The organism is Priestia sp. USM5 (assembly GCF_058323215.1).
Map to the genome: position 1 here is coordinate 1,776,368 of NZ_JBSGKN010000001.1, position 15,634 is coordinate 1,792,001.

13 protein-coding genes are annotated in these 15,634 nt (G+C 39.1%); 12 read left to right on the top strand and 1 reads right to left on the bottom strand.

What is annotated here, in order from left to right; all coding sequences use genetic code 11:
* From ACWATA_RS09745 to odhB, 5 genes are all read left to right on the top strand, one after another.
* Positions 1 to 447 carry an OsmC family protein gene (locus tag ACWATA_RS09745; RefSeq protein ID WP_099000296.1) on the top strand — a complete coding sequence of 149 codons (447 nt, stop codon included), beginning with the start codon at positions 1 to 3 and terminating at the stop codon, positions 445 to 447.
* Between the two features lie 139 nt (positions 448 to 586).
* Positions 587 to 2,131, top strand: coding sequence for an MDR family MFS transporter (locus ACWATA_RS09750; protein WP_028412865.1), 1,545 nt, complete (start codon positions 587 to 589; stop codon positions 2,129 to 2,131).
* 66 nt (positions 2,132 to 2,197) lie between these two features.
* Positions 2,198 to 2,785, top strand: a complete 588-nt coding sequence (locus tag ACWATA_RS09755) for a PadR family transcriptional regulator (protein ID WP_028412866.1) — start codon at positions 2,198 to 2,200, stop codon at positions 2,783 to 2,785.
* A 364-nt stretch (positions 2,786 to 3,149) separates the two neighbouring features.
* On the top strand, positions 3,150 to 6,011 hold the full coding sequence (gene sucA, locus ACWATA_RS09760; RefSeq protein WP_028412867.1) for a 2-oxoglutarate dehydrogenase E1 component: 2,862 nt from the start codon (positions 3,150 to 3,152) through the stop codon (positions 6,009 to 6,011).
* Between the two features lie 16 nt (positions 6,012 to 6,027).
* Entirely contained in the window at positions 6,028 to 7,329 is a 1,302-nt protein-coding gene (odhB, locus tag ACWATA_RS09765; protein ID WP_099000294.1) for a 2-oxoglutarate dehydrogenase complex dihydrolipoyllysine-residue succinyltransferase, read from the top strand.
* Positions 7,330 to 7,370: 41 nt separating this feature from the next.
* Here odhB and ACWATA_RS09770 read toward each other — a convergent pair whose 3' ends face one another.
* Positions 7,371 to 7,979, bottom strand: a complete 609-nt coding sequence (locus tag ACWATA_RS09770; RefSeq protein ID WP_028412868.1) for a TetR/AcrR family transcriptional regulator — start codon at positions 7,977 to 7,979, stop codon at positions 7,371 to 7,373.
* Between the two features lie 193 nt (positions 7,980 to 8,172).
* On the opposite strand from ACWATA_RS09770, the gene ACWATA_RS09775 reads away from it, so the two are divergent.
* From ACWATA_RS09775 to ACWATA_RS09805, 7 genes are all read left to right on the top strand, one after another.
* On the top strand, positions 8,173 to 9,348 hold the full coding sequence (locus tag ACWATA_RS09775) for a YhgE/Pip domain-containing protein (protein ID WP_028412869.1): 1,176 nt from the start codon (positions 8,173 to 8,175) through the stop codon (positions 9,346 to 9,348).
* A 35-nt stretch (positions 9,349 to 9,383) separates the two neighbouring features.
* The gene (locus ACWATA_RS09780; RefSeq protein ID WP_228123010.1) at positions 9,384 to 10,895 is read left to right on the top strand and encodes an FAD-dependent monooxygenase; all 1,512 of its coding nucleotides are present in this window, start codon (positions 9,384 to 9,386) and stop codon (positions 10,893 to 10,895) included.
* 59 nt (positions 10,896 to 10,954) lie between these two features.
* A complete protein-coding gene (locus tag ACWATA_RS09785; protein ID WP_473049788.1) occupies positions 10,955 to 11,239 on the top strand; it encodes a hypothetical protein in 285 nt (94 codons plus the stop codon).
* Between the two features lie 121 nt (positions 11,240 to 11,360).
* A complete protein-coding gene (locus tag ACWATA_RS09790) occupies positions 11,361 to 12,053 on the top strand; it encodes a response regulator transcription factor (protein ID WP_028412871.1) in 693 nt (230 codons plus the stop codon).
* The gene (locus ACWATA_RS09795) at positions 12,050 to 13,519 is read left to right on the top strand and encodes a sensor histidine kinase (protein ID WP_028412872.1); all 1,470 of its coding nucleotides are present in this window, start codon (positions 12,050 to 12,052) and stop codon (positions 13,517 to 13,519) included. Before ACWATA_RS09790 ends, ACWATA_RS09795 begins: the two co-directional genes overlap by 4 nt.
* A 25-nt stretch (positions 13,520 to 13,544) precedes the next feature.
* Positions 13,545 to 14,612: a TolB family protein gene (locus ACWATA_RS09800; RefSeq protein ID WP_028412873.1), complete on the top strand. Its 1,068-nt coding sequence runs from the start codon at positions 13,545 to 13,547 to the stop codon at positions 14,610 to 14,612.
* A 156-nt stretch (positions 14,613 to 14,768) separates the two neighbouring features.
* Positions 14,769 to 15,530: a M15 family metallopeptidase gene (locus ACWATA_RS09805; RefSeq protein WP_155010040.1), complete on the top strand. Its 762-nt coding sequence runs from the start codon at positions 14,769 to 14,771 to the stop codon at positions 15,528 to 15,530.
* Positions 15,531 to 15,634 lie beyond the last annotated feature (104 nt).

A 15,634-nucleotide genomic window follows, 5' to 3' on the forward strand; every position in this document is an offset into this window, starting at 1 on the left:
ATGGCAAAACATCACTTTCATTTGCAAGCAAATTGGCCAGGAGGCCGAAATGAAGTGGGAACAATTGAAGCAGGGCAATTAAAAACAAGCATTTCTATTCCACCAGAAATGGACGGGCCAGGAGCCGGGACAAATCCAGATGAAATGCTGCTAGGAGCAGCAGCCACCTGCTACATTATCACGCTTGCAGCGATGCTAGAAAGAAGTGGAATCCATCAGGAGGCTTTAACGATGGAATCAGAAGCTATCGTGGACGTAACGAATGGTGTGTTTACGTACGAAAAAATCATTCATAAACCTCACGTGATCGTCACACCTAAATTTGCGGCCCAAGAAGAGAAAATCAATCGACTTATAAAAAAAGCAGAAACGTCCTGTATGATTTCAAGAGCCATTCAAGGAAATGTAGAGATCGAATTAGAACCTCAGCTCACAGTAAAAGCGTAATGAATCCATTACGCTTTTGTTATGTTTATTTCTAAAAAATAGCACATTTAAGATTGTAAAATACTCAAATTTGAATATAATAATTTAAGTAGCTATCATTTCTGTTCATCAAAAAGATGACGCGAAAGGAGGAACTGAAATGGTTTCATCAGAAAAACATATTCGTTTTATCGTAGCAGGATTGCTGCTCGGTATTTTTATGTCAGCCATGGATAATACCATCGTAGCGACGGCTATGGGGAAAATCATTTCTGATCTAGGCGGATTAGATAAGTTTGTTTGGGTTACGTCCGCTTATATGGTTGCCGTGATGGCAGGTATGCCGATATTTGGTAAACTATCTGATATGTACGGCCGTAAACGGTTTTTTATTTTTGGGTTAACCGTATTCTTACTTGGATCCGCATTGTGTGGTTTAGCACAAAGCATTGTGCAGCTAAGTATTTACCGAGCGATTCAAGGAATTGGAGGAGGAGCGCTTCTTCCGATTGCTTTTACCATCGTATTTGATATTTTCCCTCCTGAAAAACGCGGGAAAATGACGGGATTATTAGGTGCCGTTTTTGGCTCAGCAAGCGTATTTGGTCCACTTCTCGGTGCTTACATTACGGAATACATCAGCTGGCACTGGGTGTTTTACGTGAACGTGCCAATTGGACTTTTATCGTTATTTTTTATTATGCGCTTTTATAAAGAGTCAAAAAGTCATAAAAAGCAAAAAATTGACTGGGCTGGTGCAGCCACTCTTGTCATTTCAGTAGTAAGTTTAATGTTTGCTCTTGAACTTGGAGGAAAAGAGTATGAGTGGTCTTCTCCGCAAATTTTATCTCTTTTTGCTATCTTTGCTGTGGCGCTGTCACTCTTCTTTTTTGTGGAAAAGCGCGCGCAAGAGCCGATTATTTCATTTTGGATGTTCAAGCGCCGTTTATTTGCAACATCACAGATTCTCGCTTTCTTATACGGAGCAACGTTTATTATTTTAACGGTATTTATTCCTATTTTCGTTCAAGCTGTCTACGGAGGTTCTGCTACAAATGCAGGTTTAATTTTAACTCCGATGATGTTAGGCTCAGTAGCAGGAAGTGCGATCGGCGGGATTTTTCTCACAAAAACAAGCTTCCGAAACTTGATGATTATGTCCGTTTTTTCATTTGCAGTAGGAATGTTCTTGTTAGGAACAATGGAACCTGATACACCTCGTTGGATGCTCACGGTATTTATGATTTTGACTGGATTTGGCGTAGGGTTTAGCTTTTCTCTTTTACCAACGTCGTCAACTCATAAGCTAGATCCACAGTTTAGAGGTTCTGCCAACTCAACAAACTCATTTGCTCGTTCTTTAGGAATGACGCTGGGAGTTACGATTTTTGGAACGATTCAAAGCAATACATTTACAAATGAGCTGCAGCGCAATTTTCAAGGTATGGGAAATGGATCACAAGGAGCATTTTCTCAAATAGGAGATCCGAGTGCAGTTTTTCAATCAAGTGCCCGAAACAGCATTCCGCCTCAAATATTAGATAAGATTGTTGATGCTATGTCTACATCGATCACGTATGCATTTATGCTTGCTCTTATTCCAATTGCAGTAGCTATTATTACTGTCTTTTTAATGGGAAATGAACGAGTGGAAGTTCCCCCTAAAAAGCGGGTAGAAGCTAAGGAACCGGCAGCTCAAAAATAGAAAAGGCACGAATTTATTCGTGCTTTTTTTACTAAATAAGATGCATGTCAAGAGGTGAAAGGTGTTATGAGTGTTAAATTAGTCATACTGGGCTTATTAATGGAAGGAAATAAGCACCCTTATGAAATTCAGCAAACCATTAATGAAAGACAAATGAAGCACTATATTAAACTTGCAAGCGGTTCTTTATATTACGCTTTTGATACGCTCGAAAAAGATCAGTTGGTGAAAGTAGTCGATGTGATTCGAGAGACGAACAGACCTGAAAAGACCGTTTATTCTATCACGGATGCAGGAAGAGAAGAATTTGAACGCCTTTATTTTGAACAGCTGTTAAAAAAAGAGCATATGCATAGACCTGTTTATGCTGCTCTTTCATTTACTTCTTACGTGGATCAAAAAAAAGTGGCTTCTGCTTTAGAAAAAAAGATTGAGGAAACGGCAGCTTATTTAGAAAAAATGCAAAATTTGTACCAAGTTAAAAAGGTCGATCATTCCATTGCAAATCTGTCGATCATTATGCGCACGATTATGCATTTGAAAGTAGAACTAACTTGGTTCACTCATTTACTCGAAGCGGCGAAAAGCAGCAAGCTTACAGAAGTAGATGATGGTTATTTTAAAGACGTTGAAAAAATCGTAGATGAGTTTTAAAAAAAGAAGCAAAACACTGCTTCTTTTTTTAAATAGTCATAAAATACATTTTAAGCAATTTAATTTTGCCAAAAGCTAGGTCAATAACAATTAATTAACACCTGATTCGACCTTTAATCAGCTTTACTTATAAAACGCTTTCAAAAAGTAGTAAGACTATTAAAAAAGTAAAAAAAATTAAAGAAATATAGCGATTTCATTTTGATTGACGAGTAAAAGAGTGGTAAAATATAAGCAGATATCAGATACACACGCAGTGAGATTTATCACTCGTTGTAAAGATGTCAGACGATAAGGTAATCGACATTCAAAATGGAAAGATTGTTGAGTACGACAATTATTATAACTCGTTGGGGGTTTTATCATGGGTAACGAAACGTCGAATAGAGGGGAGCCTTGGCAAGGATTTTTGGGTCCGAACTACGGCTATGTATTAGAACAGTATGAGTTATATGAAGAGCAGTCAGATCTAGTAGATCCAGACTTAAAAGAATTATTTGATTATTGGGGTGCTCCTCCATTAAACGAAAGTGAGCAGGTTCAGCAAGCTGAATACGCACAGACTGCACCTTCAGCTAACACATCTAAAATTGCATCGGCTATTAAGCTAGCGGAAAACATCCGTGCTTATGGTCATCTATACGCGTCAATTAAGCCTCTTGAAAGCGAGAAGAAAGATCCTGTCTTGCTTCACTTGGAAGATTACAATTTAACGCAAGAAGATTTAAAATCAATTCCGGTTGATATTTTATGTACGAATGCGCCATCACACGTCAAAAATGGTTTAGACGCAATTAACTATTTAACAGATGTCTACACAAAAACCATTGCGTTTGAATTCCATCACGTACATAACATGGAAGAGAATAAGTGGCTGACTGATATGGTCGAGTCAGGTGCTATTTTCCAACCTCTTTCAAATGAGAAAAGAACTTCTGTATTAAAGCGTTTAACAGAAGTAGAAGGCTTTGAACAATTTTTACATCGTACATTTGTCGGACAAAAACGCTTTTCTATTGAAGGCGTAGATATGTTAATTCCACTTGTAGATGAACTGATTGCACGCTCAGTGGAAACAAGCCCAAAAACGGTTAATATCGGTATGGCTCACCGTGGACGTTTAAATGTATTAGCACACGTATTAGGCAAGCCGTATGAAATGATTTTTGCGGAATTCCAGCATGCGCCTAACAAGGAATTAGTTCCTTCAGAAGGTTCAATCGGTATCAACTACGGCTGGACGGGAGACGTAAAATATCACCTGGGTGCCGACAAACAAATTAAAGCAGAGAACACAGTTCGAGCTCGTTTGACATTGGCTAGTAACCCTAGTCACTTGGAGTTTGTTAATCCGGTTGTGGAAGGGTTTACAAGAGCGGCTCAAGATGAGCGTGATGTGAATGGATACCCGAAACAAGATGTAAAAAAATCGTTCGCGATTTTAATTCACGGAGATGCTGCGTTCCCTGGTGAAGGTATTGTACAAGAAACGCTGAACTTAAATCAATTGACTGGTTATCAAACAGGTGGAACAATCCACATTATTGCTAACAACATGATTGGATTTACAACAGAAAGCGTCGATTCTCGTTCAACAAAATATGCAAGTGACTTAGCAAAAGGGTTTGAAATTCCAATCGTTCACGTAAACGCGGATGATCCGGAAGCCTGTTTAGCGGCTGCTTATTTTGCTTATGAGTATCGCAGACGTTTTAACAAAGATTTCTTGATTGATTTAATTGGATACCGTCGATTTGGCCACAATGAAATGGATGAACCGTCTGTAACGCAGCCGAAGATGTATGAAATTGTGACAAAACGTCCAACCGTTCGTGCTATGTATGCAAAGCAGCTCGAAGAACAAAACGTTATTCAAAGCGGTCAAGCAGATCAAATTAATGAAGAGTTACAAGCGAAGTTAAAAGCAGCTTATGAGAAAGTACCGCCAAAAGCTGAAAAACAACATAGAATTATGGAAATGCCACAAGCAGTCTTCAAAGGAATTTCAGATATTGATACATCTGTTACAAAAGAAGAGCTGTTTGAAGTGAATCAAGAGCTAGTGAAATACCCTGAAGGATTTAACGTATTTCCAAAACTTGATCGCATCTTATCTAAACGTGCCAAAGCGTTTGAAGAAAATGAAAGCGTGGATTGGTCATTGGGTGAGGCATTTGCATTTGCTACGATTTTAAGAGACGGCACGCCAATTCGTATTACAGGCCAAGATTCTGAACGTGGTACGTTTGCACATAGACATCTTGTTCTTCATGATCATAAGACAGGGGATGTTTACTCACCACTACACGCAATGAAGAACGTAAGCGCTTCCTTTGATATTCGTAACAGTCCATTATCTGAAGGTTCAGTGCTTGGATTTGAATACGGCTATAATGTATTTGCTCCTGAAACGCTTGTTCTTTGGGAAGCACAATTCGGTGATTTTGCCAATGCAGGTCAAGTTATTATTGACCAGTTTATTGCAGCAGGTCGTGCTAAGTGGGGACAAAAATCTGGAATGGTCTTATTGCTGCCACATGGCCATGAAGGTCAAGGGCCAGAACACTCAAGCGCTCGTCTAGAACGTTATTTACAGCTAGCTGGAGAAAACAACTGGACAATCGCAAACGTAACAAGCGCTGCGCAATATTTCCACTTACTTCGACGACAAGCTGCCATTTTACAGCGCGAAGAAGTAAGACCGCTAGTAGTTATGACACCAAAAAGTTTGCTTCGTAATGCTTTTAGTGTGTCAAACCTTGAAGAGTTTACAAAAGGCTCTTTCCGCTTAGTAGTAGAACAGCCTGGATTAGGCAAAAAAGAAGATGCAGTTGAACGAATCGTTCTGTGCAGCGGAAAAATCAGCAGTGAGTTAACGGAACGCTTAAACAAAGCAGAAGATGATAAAGATTGGCTACACGTTCTTCGTCTAGAACAAATTTATCCGTTCCCAAGACGCGTAATTGCTGAAATCTTTGCTCGCTATAAAAATTTAAAAGAGATTGTCTGGTTACAAGAAGAGCCTGAAAACATGGGCGCATGGAACTATGTAGAAGATCGACTGCGTGAAGTAGCACCAGAAGGAGCTACTGTTGACTACATCGGCCGCACAAGACGCTCAAGTCCAGCTGAAGGAGATCCAACAGTTCACAGACAAGAACAAGAACGTATTTTACAAGATGCATTAACTAAAAATGAAATTGCTAACGACGTTGTTACACGATAAGGAAGGGGAATGAACCATGGGAGAGATTAAAGTACCGGAATTAGCAGAATCAATTTCTGAAGGAACAGTTGCACAGTGGCTAAAACAAGTAGGAGATTTCGTTGAAAAAGGCGATTATATCGTTGAACTTGAAACAGATAAAGTTAACGTTGAAATTACAGCTGAAGACTCTGGTGTGCTAACAGAACTTCTTGCTGGCGAAGGCGACACAGTGCAAGTTGGTGAAACAATTGCACGTCTTGAAGCGAAAGAAGGAGCTTCAGCACCAGCACCAGCAGCACCAAAAGCTGAAGAAAAACCAGCGGAGGAAGCACCAAAACAAGAAGCTGCTCCAGCTCAGCAAAAAACAGTTGAAGAAGTAGCGCCAGCAGCTGAAGCGCCTCAACAAGGAAATCAAAAACAATGGCTGATTGCTTCTCCTGCAGCTCGCAAAGCAGCAAGAGAACGCGGAATCAAGCTAGATCAAGTACCAACTACTGATCCTCTTGGCCGCGTGCGTAAACATGATATTGATTCATATGCAGATCAAAAATCAAATGAGCAAAAACAGCAGGCACAAGCAAGTAAGCCAGCTAACCCGGTATCTCCGTCTCCAGCGGCAAGTGAAAATAGCGACAAACCTGTTGAACGCGAACGTATGTCTCGTCGTCGTCAAACAATTGCCAAACGTCTCGTTGAAGTTCAGCAAACAGCGGCTATGTTGACAACGTTTAACGAAGTAGACATGACGGCTGTTATGGCTCTTCGCAAACGACGCAAAGACAAATTCTTTGAACAGCACGACGTAAGACTTGGCTTTATGTCATTCTTCACAAAAGCAGTAGTAGCAGCACTTAAAAAATACCCATTATTAAATGCTGAAATTCAAGGCAACGAGTTATTAATTAAAAAATTCTACGATATTGGTATTGCTGTGTCAGCTCCAGACGGTCTTGTTGTTCCAGTTGTACGTGATGCTGACCGTAAAACATTCGCTGGTATCGAAGGATCTATCGTTGATTTAGCGAAAAAAGCGCGCGACAACAAATTAGCATTAAAAGATTTACAAGGTGGAACGTTCACAATTACAAACGGCGGTGTATTCGGTTCATTAATGTCTACACCAATTTTAAACGGGCCTCAAGTTGGTATTTTAGGAATGCACAAAGTTCAGCTTCGTCCGGTAGCAATTGATGAAGAGCGTATCGAAAATCGTCCGATGATGTACATTGCACTTTCTTACGATCACCGTATCGTTGACGGCAAAGAAGCCGTAAGCTTCCTAGCTACTGTTAAAGAACTATTAGAAGATCCAGAATCTTTATTACTAGAAGGTTAATAAAAAGAACCTGCTATTCTCCGAGAGAATAGCAGGTTCTTTTATGTTCGCTTAATGCCTGCAACATAAGCAGGACCCAAAAAAGTCATGCTAGCGAGTGTCAGAGCCATTTCTCTAGGTGACTGCTTCATATCTTGTTCTAGCCAGTGCTGAATGACGCCAAGATGGGCTGACGTTACATAAGACATTAAATGTTCAAGTGGAACAAGCGGAGGCGTTTTACTATCCATGAGCTCTAATTTTTCCAGTATATTAGTTTTCATAACTTCTTTAATTTTAAGATGAAAGCCAGGGTTGCCTTTTGGACCAAGCATAACCTGCATAAAACGCGCATTCTCTTGAATATATTCAAAAAGCGCAATAATAAACGGCAAAGGCTGTTCTTTCAAATTAGCAGATACAATCTCATTTGGATTTGCTTTTTTGATAAATTCTTTTATTTCTTGAATGACTTCATTTTCACTTTTTTCAAGCAAATCGTATTTGTCTTGGTAGTGTAAATAAAAAGTTCCTCGATTAATATCGGCTTTTTTCGTCAGATCTCTGACCGTTACGCCTTCAAATCCTTTCTCTTCCATTAATTCTGTTAAAGCATCTCGGATAAATTTCTTCGTTCGAATAATTCTACGATCTGTTTTTGAATTCCCCACAGTTTTTAAACACCTACTTTTTTCTTTAATAATGAACAGTTATGTGTTTTGTGTTAAGTAAGCGACATTCCCATGATTATTGCATATTGAGAATGCAGGTAAATTTATTATAATTTACATAGTGATCACTAATCAACAGCATGTACATTATCTTTCCGTCAACGTGTATATGCTTAAAGAAGGGAATATCTATATGAAATTAAGTAACCAAAAGCTTATATATCTTTCACCAATTATAGTGGTAGCAGTTATTTTCATTTTTACCCTAACGTTAATTCCTTCAGTAAGCCAAGCACCTAAGAATTTGCCAATCGCATTTGTAAATGCCGACGAAGGAATGACAGTTCCAGCAAAGGGTAAGGTAAATATAGGAGATCATATAAAACAAAATATGAAGAGTTCAAGCGCTGAACAGTCTTCGGTTAAATGGATTTTTGTATCAACTACTAAAGAAGTTGAAAAAGGGTTAAATAATCAAAAATACTACGGAGCGCTTATCATTCCAAAAGATTTCACCAAAAAACAGGTGACTCTTCAGACGGCTCAGCCTGAGGCACCTGCTATTAGATTGTTAGTGAATCAAGGAATGAATACAGCTGCTTCAACACTAGCCAGTCAGGTGCTAAACGGAGCAGTTGATCAGATGAATGAAAATATGCGCTTGCAGCTAGTGAAAAGATTTGAACAAAGCGGAACGCAACTAAGTGCAAACCAAGCATTAGCACTCGCTGTACCGATTCAAAAGACAGTGATAAACGTCAATAAAACAGGGACTCATAGTGTCAACGGAAATGCCCCCGTTTCATTATTTCAGCCGCTGTGGATGGCAAGCATAGCAGGGGCAGCAGTTGTCTTCCTCAGCATCCACAAAATCACGTTTTCTTCTCGCAAAGAGAAAATTGTTAACCAAGTAGGGTTCGTAATCATTGGTGCTACACTTGCTTTAGCTGCAGGTTTCGGGCTAGCGTGGCTAGCTGAAGTAGTTGGAATAAGCGTTCCTTCATTTTTGGATACAGCACTATTCTTAGCTATTGCTTACTTCAGTTTTTTCACCTTGATATCAGCCGCACTTTCATGGTTAGGACTAAAGGGACTTCCGATTTTCGTTATTATTCTATTTTTTGGCGCACCGCTGCTTCCAATGGCCCCAGAAATTATGCCTGATTTTTATCGAGAGTGGATTTATCCATGGCTGCCAATGAGGTTTATGGTAGATGGCGTAAGAGAACTATTTTTCTTTGGAGAACATCTGACATGGAATCATTCTGTATCTGCTCTAGCTCTTATCTCTTTAATAAGTTTGTGTGCTCTGTTTGCTTCTGCTTTACCTGCATCTTCTGTAAAAAAAGAGAAGTCTCGCTCAATATAAAAGATACTGCAACTGAATGAGAAGGAGAGATAATGATGAAGCCACAAATCCTAATCGTTGGTGCCGGACCTACTGGCCTTGTGATGGCCTATAATTTAGCAAGACATAACATTTCTTTTCGAATTATTGATAGAAACGAAGGGCCTGGGCAAGCCTCCCGGGCAATGGCTATTTTACCGCGAACCCTTGAATTTTATCAGCAGTTCGGTTTTGCAGATGAAGTCATAGACCGAGGGATTAAGATGGAAGATGTATACGTCCGAGTAAAGAATAAAATAAAAGCAAAAGTTCATCTAGGATCTTTAGGAGAAGGATTAAGTCCTTTTCCTTTTGTTCTTACATTTCCACAGGACGACCACGAGCGGTTTCTGCTTGAAAAATTAAAAAATCTTGGGATTGAAGTAGAATGGAAGACGGAGTTACTATCTCTAGCTGAACACGGAGAAGGGATAAAAACTTTATTAAAAGCCCAGCAAGAGGAAACCGCTTATTTTAAGTATATTTGTGGATGTGACGGAGCACACAGTACAGTTCGTAAACAAATGAATATAGAGTTTAAAGGAGAAAAATATAAACAGCATTTTTATGTGATGGATGTTCACGGCTCTGGTGAAGTGATGAAGGATCAAAAAATCAGTATTTCATTTAGCAATGAAGAATTTTTGATTTGTATGCCTGTTAGAAGTAAAGGAACGTATCGAATGATCGGCATTATTCCTTCAGCTCTTTTGGATCAAAACGATATAAAAGCTGAAAATATTCAAACTTTTCTTCAACAAACATTTGGTGCTGAGATTGAAAATATAAATTGGTTCTCAACATACAATATCCATCACAGAGTAGCAAGTCGTTTCCGACAAGGGCGTATTTTTCTAAGTGGAGATGCAGCCCATATTCATAGTCCTGCAGGCGGCCAAGGAATGAACACAGGAATTGGAGATGCAATCAACCTTTCATGGAAATTAGCAGCTGTCCTTCAACACAAAGCGGCACTTTCCATATTAGATACATACGAAGAAGAAAGGTTACCTTTTGCAGAGCTGCTTGTAAATACAACTGATCGCGCTTTCAAGCGAATGGTGGCAAGAGATAAAACGAGTCAATTTTTTAGAAAGCATATCTTTCCGCCTGTACTATCCTTTTTATTTCGCTTTCCTTATCCCCGTCACAAAGCATTTACAATTTTATCTCAAATCCGCATTAAATATCGAAATAGTAACCTAAGCAGCGGACAAGGGACAAATGTGCAAAGTGGTGATCGGTTACCTTATGTGGAAGGGAATTTTGAATCTTTACGGTCTTTAAACTGGCAAATACACGTCTATGGAACAGCAGCACAGAAGCTAAAAAAGAGCATGAGAGAAAAAGGCTTCTCTTTGCATGAGTTTTCTTGGAACCCCTATATGAAGAAAGCAGGGCTTCAAAAAGATGCACTGTATGTTATTAGACCGGACGGGTATATCGGTTTTATTAGCAGCGAACAGCGTATAGAGCTTCTTTATCAATATTTGAATACTCATAAAATCCTTCCTTTTACAAATGAATAATAACTAACGCTAATAAAAAGCTAAGACAACATGATTTTAGCTGAAAGAAAATTGGATCGATGAATCGAGACTCTTCAAGGAAAATCAACTTTATTCGGATTTTTTTATGGTCATGTAAACGTAGATTTCATCTGTTTAGTTTACTCAAGCGGTTGATTGGAGGGCAAGGCGCAGACTCCTGCAGGAAAAGCAGAACAGGTGAGACCCCGCAGGAGCGCAAGCGACGAGGAGGCTCAGCGGCCGCCCGCGGAAAGCCAAGCCTTGCACGGAAATCAACCGCGGTGTCAAAAGCGCTCCATACTAAGCCTCCTTTATCTCATTTGTGCGTCTTTAGATTGAATTGATTTTGTTATGTCTCAATCTCTTTATTTTTGTTTACAATTTCGAAACAACTTGGAGATGTTTTTGCTAAAGCTGTTTGATAAGATAGACGAAGAGAAATATCAAATGAAAGTACGTGATACATTGAATAAAAGGATTTTAGTAGTAGATGATGAAAAAAGTATTGCCACAGCGGTATCTTACGCTTTCAAGCGCGAAGGATATATTGTAGACACAGCATCTGACGGTGAAGAAGCACTTGAAAAAGTAAAAAGCTTTCGACCTGACGTGATGATATTAGATGTGATGATGCCAAAACTAACCGGCTATGAAGTATGCCGAAAACTTGAGAATCGAAGAGGAATGGGGATTATCTTGTTAACGGTTAAAAATGATATCGTCGATAAAGTTCTAGGTTTAGAGTTAGGCGCTGATGATTACATGACCAAGCCATTTGATGTAAGAGAACTTGTAGCTAGAGCTAAAGCACTTGTTCGGCGAATAGAAAAAAATGAAGCTCCTGAAGCTGTGGGAGAAATCACGGTGGGAAAAGTGAAAGTGAACTTAATTCAGCGCACGTTACATGTTGCCAATGAGTTAGTTAAGCTTACACCAAAGGAGTTTGATCTTATTGCTTTATTGCTTGCCAATTTAGAGAGAGTGTACACACGAGAAGATTTACTAGATCTTGTCTGGGGAATGGATTATGCAGGCGGTACACGTACGGTAGATATTCACATGCAGCGCCTTCGAAAAAAAGTAGGAGAAGCAGAGCCTTATTTGCTTCAAACGGTATACGGGGTTGGATATAAAGCGACTGCAGGAATCAATGAATGAAAATCAGCCTAAAAGCTAAGATGGGACTCGTTCTTGCTTTTTTAATTATTTTAACAGTAACCGTACTGAGCGTACTTGTATTAAAAGGAATTGAGACCAATCAGCGTGATCAGCTAGAAAGTGAACTTATTCAAAAAAGCAAAGCAGCGGAGCAAACGATTCATCAAAGTTATGTAACAGGTGACCCGTCTCTGAATACAGATTCCTTTCTTCAGCAAAAAGGACAGCGCCTTGCATCTTCAATTGCATCACAAAGCGGAATGCAAACAGTCCTATATAATCAAAAAGGACAGGAAGCAGGAAGCTCTATTCCCATCGGCCAAAAAGATGTGGATGTTTCTGATACGCTTAGCTATGCTTTGAAAGGAAAAATAGCCTATCAAATCTCGGGTTCTTCCCTTATTTACTTTGCACCTGTGTCAATCGAGAATCAATTTATTGGAGTCCTTCGTTTTGACCATTCCCTAAAAAATAATCAGCAGTTTATAGCTGACATTAGGCACTTATTTCGTATGGGGGGAACGATTGCAGCGGCAGCAGCTTTTTTAATTGGCTATGCTTATTTTTATCGCATTGCTTCTCTCATCGCTACGCTTCAAAAAACTTCACAGCAGATTCGAAAAGGCCATTATTTAACTGATGTGCCCTTCAAACGGCGCGATGAACTCGGAGAGCTCAGTCAAGGCTTGTTTTTTATGAGTACGTCGATTGAAAAAAACATCGATCAAATGAATAAAGAAAAAAGAAAGCTTGAGTTCGCCATTTCGAAACTGCAGTCTCTCGAACAGCAGCAAAAGCAGTTTATCGGTAACATCAGCCACGAATTTAAGACGCCTTTAACATCGATCAAAGCTTATGTTGACTTACTTGATATGTATCGAGATGATCCTCAGCTTATGGAAGACGGTGTGCAAAACATTCGTAAAGAAACGAATCGCCTCCATGAAATGGTGGATAAAATCTTAAAGCTTTCAGCACTTGAGAAATATGATTTCGAGCAGCGACCAGAGCAAGTTGAATTGAAACGGCTTCTAGAAGACATATGCGATCGTATGAAAGGAAAAGCTGCTAAATTTGATTTGACTCTTCATACAAATATAAAAGAAGCGGTTGTTTGGGCTGATCGCGAAAGCTTAATACACATTTTTATTAATTTAATTGACAATGCTATTAAATATAATGAACCCGGAGGAAAAGTGGAAGTAGCATCTTATACTTTAGAGAATTCTATCATTGTAGATGTAGCCAACACCGGAATAGGAATTCCACCCGAAGCAGAAGAGAAATTATTCCAACCATTTTTCACCGTAAATAAAGATCGGTCGCGTTTATCCGGAGGAACAGGTCTTGGCTTAGCATTAGCCAAAGATTTAACTGAAAAACAAAACGGTGTTATCAAGCTGCATCATTCTGACTCTACATGGACAACTTTTAAAGTGTCGTTTCCTTTAAAAAACGAGAACTGAGTTAGCTAAAAGGAGTGAACCGTTATTGAAACGGTATAGATTAATGATATATATCGCAAGCACTTTTCTTATTTTAGCATCATGCGGCCAAGGAGAAGGTCATAGAGAAACGGTTGAAAAACCAGACAAGAAAATTACTGTATTGGACCACGTAGATCAAGATGGAAAAATAGAAGTGAAAGACGTTCAAGATATTAACGGAGTAAGAGCGTTTCAATTTTTGAATGAAAACACAGTGATTGTTAGTCAAGAAAATAAACAATTTCGGTCGCACGATTTCGGTCCCAAAGAGGTATATGCGCAGAATTTAGCTACTTATAATCTAAAAAACAAGTCTACTTTTGTGTTGCATCCAAGCAATGAAATTCAACATGCGGCGAAGCTTTCTCCAAATGGCAAATATCTTTTTTATAAAGTTGCAAAAGGCGAAGATACATTTGGTTATATAATGAACGTTCAAACAAAAAAAACAGTTGAAATCAAGAATGTTCTTCTCTACCCATCAAGCGGAGAGTGGCTTAATAATTCAGAAGTAATGTTTATTACAATGGAAGGAAAGCTTTCTAAAGCAAATGTAAAAGGAAAAGCAGAACCTCTATTGCACAGAGACGATCGAATCTTAGATGCAGTTAAAGGGATAGGTGGCATTTATTATATTGGTGTAAACAACCAGCTTTTTTTTCTTCATAACGAACAGACGGACCCTGAAAAAATCCGAGATAATGTGGTTTCTATTATCCCGTCTCCAAATGGAAAGCAATTAGCGCTCGTTCAGCAAAAAGATGCTCAAACGAGAACGCTGTCTATCACAGATTTAAAAGGATCAGAGGCCTTTCAGCTTGCTCTGTCCACTCAAATTTTTGGTGTCAGCTGGTCTCCCGACGGTTCGAAATTAGCTTATAATTTTATTTCTGAAAAAGAGGGAGATAAAGGGATATTCATAGCAGATGGATTAACAGGAGATGTTACACACTTAAACGTAAATTTAGACTATGCCGCTGATCAGCTTGCCTGGAGTCAATCAGGAAATAAACTAGTTGCATCGAGCTTTACGCAAAATCAAGTTCATACGTATATTATCTTTTTGAAATAGACTGCTTAGGCAGTCTTTTTTTTACGCATACTAAACTTCTTTAAGAGTGTTTACAAGTTTGAAACAACTGAATAAAAGACAGAAACATTTATGTTTTATTCTTTCTTTACAGGCTTTTATAGCGTATCAAAAGCCATGTGAAAGGAGTAAGACATCATGAAATACTTTTTATTTATTTGTTCTTTAGCTTTTGCGCTGATGATAGCAGGGTGCGGCACAAGCAATTCTTCATCAAAGCCTGCCGGAGAATTCACAAAAAATGGACAGGCTCAAAAACTAGAAAGCTCATCAGCTTCTTCATCTTTAATGAAATCTAATGTAGACGAAACAGTGGTAATAGCCAATCCAGAATCGGTTACGGCTTTAGTTAATAAAAAGCATCAGCTTCCTGAATCTTACCAGCCTTCCGATTTAGTCTATGCCGACGTTCCGTTTATCTTTAACGAAAAAATAGAAAAACGAATGCTTAGAAAGCCTGCGGCACAAGCGCTTGAAGAACTTTTTCGAGACGCGGAAAAAGAGGGGATCAGCTTACTTGGTGTATCTGGTTATCGATCTCACGAGCGGCAAAAAGAGCTTTTTGCATTTTACGCAAAGCGAGACGGTGAAGAACAAGCACGCACTTATAGCGCCTACCCAGGAACGAGTGAACACGAAACGGGACTAGCAATCGATGTCACAGGAGGAAAGGGAATATGTGCTGCGGCAGACTGCTTTGCTGATACACTAGAAGCTCATTGGCTTTCAAAACATGCGTATCAATACGGATTCGTTATTCGATATCCTCAAGATGAAGAAGAAGTTACCGGTTATAAATACGAACCATGGCACCTTAGATATGTAGGAAAAAAAGCAGCCGCATCCATTTTTAATCAATATATAACGTTAGAAACCTATGCAAGTAAGACAAAAGCTTAATCAAAAGTTCTATAGTTGGAAAACGAAGGAAAGAAAAATGAAAAGTCAGGTTTATCACTCTCACATATGATACAAACTGATACTATAACATGCTTGCTATAGAG